The following is an 11,317-nucleotide window of genomic DNA, read 5'->3' on the forward strand; positions in this document are numbered from 1 at the left end:
AGGGGCATTATCGGAGCAAGCCGGTATTCAGGTAAGATGGGGCGGTGCTTTTGTGGGTTGATCCATTAGCTTTAACCCCATTGTCTCCACTGACGGTAATAGTTTTCCCCACTGCGATTAATTGTTTTGTTTGGAGGAGGGACTGCCCCACCGTCAGCCCGCCGCCATAGTTTTGCATTTCCACTGCCATGGGCATCGAACTCCGTAGTTACGTTTACCTGGATAGTCTCCAGTCCCAACATGCAGCCTACATTGGGACGGTGGCCTCCGGCTTTTTGCCGCTACCGGGGGATTGTTCCCTCTGGGTGGAAGTTTCCCCAGGCATTGAAATTAACCGCATTACCGATATTGCTCTTAAGGCAGCGGTGGTGCGGCCGGGGGTATTATTTGTGGAACGGCTCTACGGTTTGTTGGAAATCCATGCCAGTAATCAAGGAGAGGTTCGGGCGGCAGGGCAAGCGATTTTGGCATATATCGGTGCCAAAGCCAGTGACTGCATCAAGCCCAAGGTGGTGTCTAGTCAAATTATTCGCAACATCGATGCCTATCAAACCCAGTTAATTAACCGTAATCGGCGGGGCCATATGCTGTTGGCGGGGCAAACCCTGTTTGTATTGGAAGTGCAACCGGCAGCCTATGCTTCCCTGGCGGCCAATGAGGCGGAAAAGTATGCCTCTATCAATATTTTGCAGGTTAGTTCCATCGGTAGTTTTGGTCGACTTTACCTGGGAGGGGAAGAAAGGGATATTAAGGCGGGGGCGCGGGCAGCCATTGCGGCGATCGAGAATGCCCCAGGCAAAGTGCCCACCCTGGAAGGTAAAAATGAATAATGGAGGCTCGTCACAATACATTTCACCGTAGGCTGCTTCTCTATCCCTCTCGATCACCGAAGAAACGTTAACAACCTAGGCCAGAGCATTTTCCTAGTGAGATGGAAGCGTAACCACGTACAATGGGCTTCTGGGGTTGGCGATCGCCAAAGATGTTGGCCGTCGGGGCCGTTGCCTATTTTGTCGCCCGTTAATTCTTTCACCGAAGTATTAAGTTCACTGTTCCCATGACTGAGTCTCTACCCATTGTTTATCTTTCCGTCTTATTGATTATTTTGGGGGGACTGGGCATATTTGTCTTCAGTCAGGTGTTAAAGGCCCGCCGTCTAGAAAACACCTTTAGCAAACTACAAAAGAAGCTACAAAACACCAAAGGTACCGCCCAGGAATATTATCAATTGGGTAGCATTTATTTAGACAAAAAATTATATTCCCAATCGATTAATTTATTTCAAAAAGCCCTCAAAATGGCCGAGCAAGTGGAGCCAGAAAACCAAGCTTTGATTTACAATGCCATGGGCTATGCCTGTTTCGCTCAGGAGCAATTTGATCTGGCCATTCGCCATTACAAAGATGCCTTGAAACTATACCCAGATTATGTCATTGCTTTAAATAACTTAGCCAATGTTTATGAAAAAAAACAAATGGTTAACAAGGCATTGGAAACCTACCAAGAAACTTTAGCAATAGAACCCAACAATAAAGTAGCTCAACGGCGGGCCAATTCCTTGAAAAAACGGCTTGTCGAGACTTAGAATAGACTGGGTATAACAAAAAAAAGTTAGGTCAAGGTTCCAAATTCAGCATAGGTTTTATGAGCAGAACGGTTGGGGAAGTGATGACCCCGAATCCCATCACAGTCAAACCAGATACCCCCCTACAGGATGCCATTCGTCTTTTGGCGGAGAATCGCATCAGTGGCATGCCGGTGCTGGATGACCAGGAAAAATTGGTGGGGGTCATTTCCGACACCGACTTGATGTGGCAGGAGTCTGGGGTGGATACGCCTCCCTATGTGATGTTGCTAGACAGTATTATTTACCTACAAAATCCCGCCCGCCACGAACGGGAATTGCACAAAGCCCTGGGACAAACGGTGGGGGAAGTGATGAACGATGTTCCTATTAGCATTTTGCCCACCCAAACTTTACGGGAAGCGGCCCATTTGATGAATGAGAAAAAAATTCGCCGTCTGCCAGTGTTGAATGTGGAAAGTAGGCAACTGATCGGTATTTTGACCCAAGGGGATATTATCCGCGCCATGGCCCGGGGAGAAGCCTAGGTCGCTGGGTTTCCCTTGGCTCCAAAGACGAAGGTGAGGCAAAAATCCCATCCCTCGGGTTTTCGTTCCAATTGGATACTACGAATAAACTCCCGGAAGTAAAAACGGCGTTCCGTTTCCGACAGGTCTCGCCAAAATTGCGGTAGGGAAACGGCAGGAATGATGCGTTGCAATTCGTCCGGGGGCATTTGGTCCAACTGTTGTTGTAGCTGGGCCAGGTCTTGTTTCAGTTGGTACCGGCGCAGTTGATGAGTGTGGCTGTCCAGTACGCCCCGCTGTTCCCAGGTGGGTAGTTGCTCGAGTAAACTCTGTTTTTCAACGATCGCCTGTTGTAAATGCTGATACTCGGTACCCAGGGAAGACGGGGATAACTGGGCCACAGCCAGGGGCAACTGCTGACAAATTTGCTTAATTACCTGTTCTAACAATTGTCCATAGGCGATCGCCTGGCATTGTGGTTGTTCGGGACAATGGCGGGGCCGGAGATAAAGATAGGCCTTGCTTTGATGACGGGATGTCACATGGGCCACCACCCAGGGGGTCTGGCAACGGCCACAACTCACTAAACCAGCTAAGGAACGGGGGGCACTGGCGGTGCGGCGTGGTAGAGGAGCGTTACGGCGTAAGAGGCGGTCAATTTGGGCTGCTTCAGTGCGGCTTAATAAAGGGGCATGGGTATCGGCAATGACGGTTTGATTTTGGTAGAGCAAATCCCCCCGATACACGGGATGGCTTAACCAACGTCGTCCGGTGGCCACGGCAATTTTCTTGCCATAGGTCTGTTCCAAATAGCGGACAGAGCTCCGCAGGCAACCAGAGAGGATAAATTTTTCAAAAAATGCTTTCACTACCGGAGCTGTCGCCCGGTCCACCACATAATGGCCAGAACTACGACGATAACCATAGGGCGCTTTACCAGGGGGAGGAGCCAAAGCTAAACGATTACGGGCGTGGCCTCGGCGGAGACTATCTTTGCGTTGTTCTTGCTCTAGGTTGGCCCACAGTTCTGACCATTGTTGTCTGGCGATCGCCATTTCGGCCTTGCCATGGTTCTGATAATCCTGCTCTAGGGCGATGACCGTGATGCCATAATTTTCCAATTGGGTCAAAGTTTGGCTGACTTCGGCGGTGGACTGGCCCAATTCCTTGAGATTTCTAACCAGACAATAATCAATGCTCTGATTTTGGCAATGCTCCAACAGTTGCCCCAGGGCTGACCTTTCCCCTAGATCCACATAAACTTGGTCCACCTCCACTCCCCAAATCTGAGGATCCGGTGCTGGTTCCAACAGGCGATCAGAATAAACGTAGGCAACAATACGCATAGCACCAGGTTGTAAAAACCCTATAAAAACCGGTCTAGGGCTTCCTTCAACTCCGCCAACTCCTGCTCAATATTGCCTTCCGCCGCCGCCCTGGTGATGCACTCATTCATGTGGTCATCCAAAATTAATCTAGCCACCCGGTCTAATGCCCCCCGGACTGCCGCCACCTGAATTAACACCTCTGGGCAGGGACGATTTTCCTGCACCATGGTTTTCACTCCCCGAATATGGCCTTCAATGCGGGAGAGGCGATTAACTAACTTTTGTAAGGATTCTTGGCTGTGGACATGGGGATGGGCGTGACTATGGCGGGCAGAAGGATGGGGTACGGGTTGGGAAGTCATACGTTCAATATTTGTCGATATTTGCCGATAAAACCATTGCCCAATTAGACAATTTTTCTTGATGTTAGCGGGGTGGAGAATTTTGCGTCGCTGATGGCTTATTTTCAGGAGGACACCTTTAGCCCAATAGCTTATCGTAGTCTTCGTGTGTACCAATCCAAAACCACACATAGCCGTCATCGGTTTCCACCGACAATGCTCGATAATCTAAGGTGACTCGAACAGACCATAATTCTCCCACTTTTTTGAAATGGAGTGAGGGATGGCGAGGATTTTGATTGAGTAATTGATAAGCCTTATCTGCCCGTCTCTGAATTTCTTCTGGCAGATGCCGATAACAAAACCAGAAATCAGAGTTAGTGTGGTGGTTCAAAGCACTTTTGTCCGACCAGCGTTATGGTCTGCCAATGCCTTTTCCGCCAAGGCTTTTAGCTTACCAGACTTAGAATCTCGCTCAATTTGACGATCCCATGCCTGCCAATCGTACTCGTGGAACCATACGCGGAATTTGGCGAAATCCGAGGGACTTAGCTGTTTAACTTGTGTTTCAATTTGTTCTAAGTTACTCATCAAATTTATCAATCCCCTAGCTAGGTTTGGTGTTAAAAGATTATTCTGCTCAGACGTCAACTTTAGCAAAAAAATCCAAGGCGATCGCCTCTGCTACCTTAATGCCATCAATGCCAGCGGATAAAATGCCCCCAGCGTAACCAGCCCCTTCCCCGGCGGGATAAAGACCAACGGTGTTAATGCTTTGGAAATCATCTCCCCGTTTAATGCGAATGGGAGAAGATGTTCTAGTTTCCACCCCAGTTAACACAGCATCCTCCATGGCAAAACCCCGGATTTTTTTATCAAAAGCAGGAATGGCTTCCCGCAAAGCGGCGATCGCATAATCGGGCAAACTTTCCCCTAGGTTGACTAGTTTTACCCCCGGTTTGTAGGAAGGTAGAACGGAGCCAAATTTAGTGGAAGGTTGATCGGCCAGAAAATCCCCCACCAGTTGCCCCGGTGCTTGGTAATTTTCTCCCCCTAGCTGGAAAGCTCGCTCCTCCCAAAATCTCTGCAAAGCAATGCCCGCTAACGGATGATCTGGATAATCCGCTTCCGGAGTGATGCCCACCACAATGGCGCTGTTGGCATTGGCTTCATCCCGGGCGTATTCACTCATGCCGTTGGTGACTAATCGACCTGGTTCCGAGGCGGCAGCCACCACTTTTCCCCCCGGACACATGCAAAAGCTGTAAACCGATCGCCCGTTTTGGCAATGGTGAACTAATTTATAATCGGCGGAACCAAGGCGGGGATGGCCAGCTTGCGTCCCAAAACGACATTGATCTATTAAAGATTGAGGATGCTCAATGCGAAAACCAATGGAAAAGGGTTTTGCTTCGATGTAAACTCCCCGTTCAAATAACATTTTAAAAGTGTCCCTGGCACTATGTCCCACCGCTAGCACCACATGGTTAGTGGCAATATAATCGCCATTTTCTAGGGTTACTCCCTGCACTTGATTATCTTTGATATTTATGTCAGTAACATGGCTTTGAAAATAAATTTCTCCCCCCAACTCTTCTATGGTGGAGCGCAAATTTTGCACAATTTTAACGAGGCGATAGGTGCCAATATGGGGACGATTAATATAAAGAATTTCTGGATCGGCTCCGGCCTTAACAAATTCCTCCAACACTTTGCGACCGTAATGGTTTGGGTCCCGCACCTGACTGTAAAGTTTGCCATCGGAAAAAGTTCCTGCTCCCCCCTCCCCAAACTGCACGTTGGATTCAGCATGGAGTTTTCCTTTCACCCAAAAGCGGAATGTGTCCACACTGCGGTCCCGTACCGATTTGCCCCGCTCCAAAATAATCGGTTTCAAACCCATCTGGGCCAGTAGTAAACCGGCAAACATGCCACAGGGTCCCGTGCCAATCACAATGGGCCGTTTTCCCTCAAATTTTTGATCCGGCTTAACCTGGGCAACAAGTTTATAGGTTGTATCAGGACTGGGGATTATTTGGCGATCGCCAGCCAATTTTGCCAGCAATTTTTTCTCCAGAGGAGTTTCCACATCGACAATGTAAACAAGTAAGATATTGCCCCGTTTGCGGGCATCATAACTGCGCTTAAAAATGGTGTAACTGGTTAATTCTTCGCCTCTAATACCTAACTTTTTTAGAATAGCTTCTTCCAAAGCTATTTCGTCATGGTCTAGAGGCAGTTTGATTTCACTAATGCGTAACATTTACGATAAATATTTAAGGAATACGTTCAAATAAAACGATTTGATCAACGCCCTGCTGTCCAGCCCAAATCCTGTCCCCAATTCCATTCATCTGTAGAGTCTGTACATTCTGTTTATTGCCAGGAAAAACCGTAAATGACATCGTCTCTGGATTAAATTGATGGATTGAATTCGTTCCAAAATCAGAACTCCAGACCCGGTCTTGGTTATCCACATAGGTCGAATAGCCCCGGGGCCCTAAGCCTGGCAGTTTATAAGAATCCCAACTCTTATTTTGGGGGTTAAAGCGCATCAAAGCCCCATTTCCCCAAGTTGTGATCCAAATATGACCTTGAGAATCAGACCAAATTCGGCGGGAGCCATTGGCCTTATCATCCGGAATCGGAAAAACTTCCGGGAGATAGGTTTTCGTATCAATCCGAGCAATGTAATTCCCCGCCAAACTAGTGTACCAAACTTCCCCCTTGGGAGTTGCAGTCATTCCATAGGGACCAAATCCCTGGGGAGCAGGGAAAATTTTCATATCTCCAGTACTCGGATCTAAGCGTCCGTAATAGCCGTTTTGAGCCGTAAACCAGAGAATTCCTTCGCTATCAAATACTGGGGTATTTAAATTGCCGTAACCCATACTACCGGAGAAGGGAGGGAGTTGAAAAGTCTTAACTTCATGGGTTTTGCGGTCAAACCGACGAATGGCATTGGATTCATCACAGATCCAAAGTCCTCCATCCGGGCCCAAAACCACACCATGGGGATGGGAACCAGTCCCCAATGGATAAAGTTTGACTTCGCCGGTTTTAGGATTGAGATGCCCAATGACACCAGACCATTGCCCATTAAACCAAACCGACCCATCGGGATCTGGGGCAACATCCCGGGTACCAATGCCGGGAACAGTGGGATAAATGGTAACTTTATAACGACTGGCATCATTGCCGATCGCCTCTGGTGCTGGAATCCCTGATGTTTTGTAGGTTGAGGCCTGCACGGGAGCCGCTAGGGCAGCATCAAAACTAGCAGGCCAAGAAAGAACTAGGGCAATTAGTAGGGATTTAGCTGGAAAGGGACTCATGGCAGTTATCTCAGTTACTGTAATGGTTGTTATGAACGATGGGCGGGAAACGATGGGCAAACTAACCGCAGCCAATGGCTTCTAGGTCGTAGGTAAACCCTTTGGACTGGGGATAAAGGCGATAATTTTCCAGAATCTTGACATTAAACACATCCAGAACTTTCCCAGGCTGATTAACTTGTAACGGCCCCCAGACAATTGGATTGGTGGAGTCTGGGACGAAAATTGGGGCACCGGACTCAAAAATGGTGTCGTCTGAATATCGAGCAATTAACTGGGTTGGATAACTAGCCCCATCGGTTGTCACAGGGGTGAGCTTGATCGTAACGGTAGATATTGGGCGAGTAATCAGAAAATAGGTGTTGCCATGGGAGCCAAAACCAAGCTCAGGGCCGATGGTCACTCGAACGGTGTTCCCCGCAGTGGAAGATACCTGGGGAGGAAGTGGTGCACAGGTTTCGGCGGCGGCTGTACCAGCAAATAATACAGCGCAGATCATAAAAATTAAATTAATTTTCATTGAAAGAAATAATGTACCTTAAATTGACGTGAGTTCGAGATTAGGACTTACTGAAAGCCTTGTCTTTAATCAAGGTTTTCCTCTCAGAACGTGTTTGAAAAGCGAAAGACTAGGTATTTATCCCCCTAAATCCCCCTTAAAAAGGGGGACCTTTGTCACATTTCTCCCCTTTCCAAGAGGGGCTAGGGGGGATTAAACAGCCAAAACTCAACTTTTTAAACGCTTTCTCAGGGCAACCGAAATAGAGCCAGCAAATCCCAACATTGTCAATTTTATTCGTACACGCTCCCACCATGGGTTCAAGGCGAACTAAATAAATTTAGGGATCAAACAAAGTCTTTGATTTACTGAGCTTTCTCATTTTTAGCCTTACCCAAAACTCAGGTTAACGAGGTTTTTGCTCGGAACGATAAAAGGGCTTTTTCACAACTTTTATGCCATAAGTTTTACCCCGAACTTCCACTTCCAATTCCTGGCCCACTTTGGCCAGTTCCTTGGGGACATAACCCAAGGCGATCGCCTTTTGCAGGGTAGGAGAAAGGGTGCCACTGGTGACAATACCGACTTTTTGACCGCTGTGGAGGATGGGGTAATCATAGCGGGCAATTTGTTTTGCCAACATTTCCAAGCCCACTAAGCGTTTTTCCACTCCATTGGTCTTTTGTTGTTCCAACACGGCACGGCCGATGAAATGCCCTTTGGTATCAAGGTGTACCAACCAACCCAAACCTGCTTCCAGGGGCGTTGTTTCGTCATTCATATCCTGTCCATACAAACCCATGCCAGCTTCCAACCGTAAGGTATCCCTGGCTCCTAAACCGCAGGGAGTAACACCTTTTGACCCGAAAGTTTGCCAGAGTTGTTTTCCCACTTCTGGGGAAACCATAATTTCGAAGCCATCTTCCCCGGTATAACCAGTACGGGCAATGAAGGCTTTTTCCCCGAGAAATTCTGCTTCCAAATGGCCAAAGGCGGGTAATTCACCTAAATTCTGATCCACTAAAGGCTGCAAAATTGTAGGTGCCTCTGGGCCTTGGAGGGCAATTAAAACCTTTTCCCTGGATAAATCTTGAAAATCAATCTCTTCAGGTAAATGCTCCAGTAACCACTGCTTATCCTTGACCGTCGTGGCGGCATTAACAATTAAAGTTACCCGTTCTTGTCCTTCTGGGTTTTTGCCCTGGTCATAAACAATAATGTCATCAATGATTCCCCCTTGGGCATTCAACAACACAGTGTACTGGGCTTTACCGGGAGTTAAACGGTCTAAATCTGAAGGCACTAAACTTTGCAATGCGGCTAAAACCTTCTGTCCAGTCAGGACAAACTTCCCCATATGGGAAATATCAAACATGCCCACTTTTTCTCGCACCGCTTGGTGTTCCTGTTTTAGCCCCGCAAATTGTACCGGCATTTCCCAACCCCCAAAGGTTGTGAGCTTGGTAGTTTGTTCCGTAATGAGGTTGTAAAGGGGAGTACGCAAGGCAGGGGAAAGATTGGCCACAATGGTTCCAGGAATCAAAAATCAAAGAAATCAGCAAGTCCTTTCTGCATAATAGATTTTTCCTAAAAAAAGCACAAAAAATCCCCCTGGTTAAAGGAGGATTATCTAATCTGATTCCCCCAGGATTGGGGGCTAGGGGACTTTCAATACAGGTTTTAAAACCCAGACCTATTTCTCCGGCTCAGAGAATTCCGCATCGATGACATCATCGCCACCGCCACTGCTAGTTCCCGCTTCAGGGCCAGCACCGGGAGCGCCTACCCCAGCCTCTGCTCCAGCCTGTTGGTACATATTGGAACCAATGCTGTAGAGAACCTGTTGTAGTTCCGGCATCACCGTTTGGATTTTGGCATCATCTTCCTGGGCCACAGCTTCCTTCAGGTCTTTGATTAAACCTTCCGCTTTGGTTTTATCAGCGGCGGGCACTTTATCGCCCAACTCGGTGATTTGTTTTTCCGCTTGGTAAACGAGGGAATCCGCTTGGTTTTTGCGGTCAATTTTCTCCCGACGTTCTTTGTCAGCGGCGGCGTTGGATTCAGCTTCCTTCACCATCCGGTCCACTTCCGTATCAGGCAGGGTGGAAGCCCCGGTGATGCTGATGGACTGCTCTTTGCCCGTACCCCGGTCTTTAGCAGTGACATTCAAAATACCGTTGGCATCAATATCGAAAGTAACTTCGATTTGAGGTACGCCCCGGGGAGCAGGGGGGATACCATCTAAGCGGAAGGTTCCCAAGCTCTTATTGTCATTGGCCATTTCCCGTTCCCCTTGGAGCACATGGATTTCCACGTTGCTTTGACCGTCCACAGCGGTGGAGAAGGTTTCGGATTTTTTGGTGGGGATGGTGGTGTTGCGGGGAATGATTTTGGTCATGACGCCCCCTAGGGTTTCTACGCCCAAGGAGAGGGGAGAAACATCCAGGAGCAGAATGTCTTTGACTTCCCCAGAAAGTACGCCCCCTTGGATAGCAGCTCCGACGGCCACTACTTCATCGGGGTTAACTCCTTGGTTGGGATCTTTGCCAAGAATTTTCTTTACTACTTCTTGCACGGCGGGAATCCGGGTGGAACCGCCAACAAGAACGATTTCATCCAGGGCAGATTTATCGATTTTGGCATCCCGAATGGCATTTTCCACGGGAATACCACAACGATCAATCAGGTCGGAGCAAATTTCTTCAAACTTGGCCCGGGACAGGGTGGTGTCTAGATGTTTAGGCCCATCCTGGGTGGCAGTGATGAAGGGCAGGTTAATTTCCGTTTGGCTCACGCCGGAAAGTTCGATTTTGGCTTTTTCGGCCGCTTCGGTTAACCGTTGTAGAGCTTGCTTATCCTTACGGAGGTCGATGCCCTCGGCCTTCTGGAATTCACCGGCCAGGAAATCGACAATTTTTTTGTCGAAGTCGTCCCCTCCCAGATGGGTATCCCCAGAGGTGGCTAATACTTCAAATACCCCTTCCCCTACTTCGAGGATGGAGACGTCAAAAGTACCGCCCCCTAGGTCAAATACCAGGATGGTTTCGTTATCTTTTTTATCCAGACCGTAGGCTAGGGAGGCAGCGGTGGGCTCGTTAATAATTCTCAGGACTTCGATCCCGGCGATTTTACCCGCATCTTTGGTGGCTTGCCGTTGGGAGTCGTTAAAGTAGGCAGGAACGGTGATGACGGCTTGGGTAACGGTCTCCCCTAGGTACTTGCTGGCATCATCCACCAATTTCCGCAGCACTTGGGCAGAAATTTCTTCCGGGGCAAACTGTTTTCCTTGGGCTGGGCAATCTAGTTTCACATTGCCGTTGCCGTCTTTAACTACGCTGTAGGCAACTTCGGTGGCTTCATTGGTAATTTCATCAAATTTACGACCAATGAACCGTTTGACGGAATAAAAAGTATTGCCCGGGTTCATCACCGCTTGACGCTTGGCAATTTGCCCCACTAGGCGATCGCCATTTTTGGCATAACCAACCACCGATGGGGTCGTGCGAAAACCTTCTGCATTGGCGATAACAGTGGGTTTACCCCCTTCCATTACAGCCACACAGGAATTGGTAGTACCGAGGTCAATCCCAACAACTTTTCCCATAATTTTAATTAACTCCCGTTAACAAGTAAGAATATAAGACACAACGATGGGCCGAAAAGCCATGGTTCCAATCCATTGCCTGGGGCCGACACGTTCACACTCTTATAGTGACGGTAGGG

The 11,317-nt window shown here is 48.3% G+C and carries 13 protein-coding genes; 3 read left to right on the top strand and 10 right to left on the bottom strand.

The window, feature by feature from the left end; genetic code table 11:
* Positions 1 to 7 precede the first annotated feature (7 nt).
* Positions 8 to 190, bottom strand: a complete 183-nt coding sequence (locus tag BWK47_RS10495) for a hypothetical protein (protein WP_162328593.1) — start codon at positions 188 to 190, stop codon at positions 8 to 10.
* Between BWK47_RS10495 and BWK47_RS10500 the strand changes: the two genes are divergently transcribed.
* The 3 genes from BWK47_RS10500 to BWK47_RS10510 all read left to right on the top strand — a co-directional run bounded on the left by BWK47_RS10500 (position 189) and on the right by BWK47_RS10510 (position 2,112).
* Positions 189 to 830: a hypothetical protein gene (locus BWK47_RS10500; RefSeq protein ID WP_162328594.1), complete on the top strand. Its 642-nt coding sequence runs from the start codon at positions 189 to 191 to the stop codon at positions 828 to 830. The genes BWK47_RS10495 and BWK47_RS10500 overlap by 2 nt on opposite strands.
* Positions 831 to 1,057: 227 nt before the next feature.
* Positions 1,058 to 1,585: a tetratricopeptide repeat protein gene (locus BWK47_RS10505; RefSeq protein ID WP_010873278.1), complete on the top strand. Its 528-nt coding sequence runs from the start codon at positions 1,058 to 1,060 to the stop codon at positions 1,583 to 1,585.
* Between the two features lie 59 nt (positions 1,586 to 1,644).
* Complete coding sequence (locus BWK47_RS10510; protein ID WP_010873279.1) at positions 1,645 to 2,112, top strand: CBS domain-containing protein; 468 nt, start codon at positions 1,645 to 1,647, stop codon at positions 2,110 to 2,112.
* On the opposite strand, the gene BWK47_RS10515 is transcribed toward BWK47_RS10510, so the two are convergent.
* From BWK47_RS10515 to dnaK, 9 genes are all read right to left on the bottom strand, one after another.
* Positions 2,109 to 3,437: a recombinase family protein gene (locus tag BWK47_RS10515; protein WP_162328595.1), complete on the bottom strand. Its 1,329-nt coding sequence runs from the start codon at positions 3,435 to 3,437 to the stop codon at positions 2,109 to 2,111. The two genes, BWK47_RS10510 and BWK47_RS10515, sit on opposite strands and share 4 nt — an antisense overlap.
* Before the next feature lie 20 nt (positions 3,438 to 3,457).
* Complete coding sequence (locus tag BWK47_RS17115; RefSeq protein ID WP_020862211.1) at positions 3,458 to 3,781, bottom strand: metal-sensing transcriptional repressor; 324 nt, start codon at positions 3,779 to 3,781, stop codon at positions 3,458 to 3,460.
* Positions 3,782 to 3,899: 118 nt separating this feature from the next.
* Positions 3,900 to 4,154 carry a type II toxin-antitoxin system RelE family toxin gene (locus BWK47_RS10525; protein WP_020862210.1) on the bottom strand — a complete coding sequence of 85 codons (255 nt, stop codon included), beginning with the start codon at positions 4,152 to 4,154 and terminating at the stop codon, positions 3,900 to 3,902.
* Positions 4,151 to 4,351: a hypothetical protein gene (locus tag BWK47_RS10530; RefSeq protein ID WP_162328597.1), complete on the bottom strand. Its 201-nt coding sequence runs from the start codon at positions 4,349 to 4,351 to the stop codon at positions 4,151 to 4,153. Before BWK47_RS10530 ends, BWK47_RS10525 begins: the two co-directional genes overlap by 4 nt.
* Before the next feature lie 49 nt (positions 4,352 to 4,400).
* The gene (locus tag BWK47_RS10535; RefSeq protein ID WP_162328598.1) at positions 4,401 to 6,023 is read right to left on the bottom strand and encodes an NAD(P)/FAD-dependent oxidoreductase; all 1,623 of its coding nucleotides are present in this window, start codon (positions 6,021 to 6,023) and stop codon (positions 4,401 to 4,403) included.
* Between the two features lie 13 nt (positions 6,024 to 6,036).
* A complete protein-coding gene (locus BWK47_RS10540) occupies positions 6,037 to 7,095 on the bottom strand; it encodes a Vgb family protein (RefSeq protein ID WP_162328599.1) in 1,059 nt (352 codons plus the stop codon).
* A gap of 61 nt (positions 7,096 to 7,156) precedes the next feature.
* Positions 7,157 to 7,594, bottom strand: coding sequence for a hypothetical protein (locus tag BWK47_RS10545; RefSeq protein ID WP_237269605.1), 438 nt, complete (start codon positions 7,592 to 7,594; stop codon positions 7,157 to 7,159).
* Positions 7,595 to 8,000: 406 nt separating this feature from the next.
* Entirely contained in the window at positions 8,001 to 9,119 is a 1,119-nt protein-coding gene (gene gcvT, locus BWK47_RS10550; protein ID WP_162328601.1) for a glycine cleavage system aminomethyltransferase GcvT, read from the bottom strand.
* A gap of 168 nt (positions 9,120 to 9,287) precedes the next feature.
* Positions 9,288 to 11,198, bottom strand: coding sequence for a molecular chaperone DnaK (dnaK, locus tag BWK47_RS10555; protein WP_162328602.1), 1,911 nt, complete (start codon positions 11,196 to 11,198; stop codon positions 9,288 to 9,290).
* Positions 11,199 to 11,317 lie beyond the last annotated feature (119 nt).

The sequence above is a fragment of the Synechocystis sp. CACIAM 05 genome, from assembly GCF_010222815.1.
Lineage (GTDB): Bacteria > Cyanobacteriota > Cyanobacteriia > Cyanobacteriales > Microcystaceae > Synechocystis.

Coding starts and splice junctions, on each gene's coding strand:
- BWK47_RS17115 (WP_020862211.1), bottom strand. CDS start 3,781: ATGACTTCCCAACCCGTACCCCATCCTTCTGCCCGCCATAGTCACGCC.
- BWK47_RS10495 (WP_162328593.1), bottom strand. CDS start 190: ATGGCAGTGGAAATGCAAAACTATGGCGGCGGGCTGACGGTGGGGCAG.
- dnaK (WP_162328602.1), bottom strand. CDS start 11,198: ATGGGAAAAGTTGTTGGGATTGACCTCGGTACTACCAATTCCTGTGTG.
- BWK47_RS10540 (WP_162328599.1), bottom strand. CDS start 7,095: ATGAGTCCCTTTCCAGCTAAATCCCTACTAATTGCCCTAGTTCTTTCT.
- BWK47_RS10510 (WP_010873279.1), top strand. CDS start 1,645: ATGAGCAGAACGGTTGGGGAAGTGATGACCCCGAATCCCATCACAGTC.
- BWK47_RS10545 (WP_237269605.1), bottom strand. CDS start 7,594: ATGATCTGCGCTGTATTATTTGCTGGTACAGCCGCCGCCGAAACCTGT.
- BWK47_RS10500 (WP_162328594.1), top strand. CDS start 189: ATGGGCATCGAACTCCGTAGTTACGTTTACCTGGATAGTCTCCAGTCC.
- BWK47_RS10515 (WP_162328595.1), bottom strand. CDS start 3,437: ATGCGTATTGTTGCCTACGTTTATTCTGATCGCCTGTTGGAACCAGCA.
- BWK47_RS10535 (WP_162328598.1), bottom strand. CDS start 6,023: ATGTTACGCATTAGTGAAATCAAACTGCCTCTAGACCATGACGAAATA.
- BWK47_RS10530 (WP_162328597.1), bottom strand. CDS start 4,351: ATGAGTAACTTAGAACAAATTGAAACACAAGTTAAACAGCTAAGTCCC.
- BWK47_RS10505 (WP_010873278.1), top strand. CDS start 1,058: ATGACTGAGTCTCTACCCATTGTTTATCTTTCCGTCTTATTGATTATT.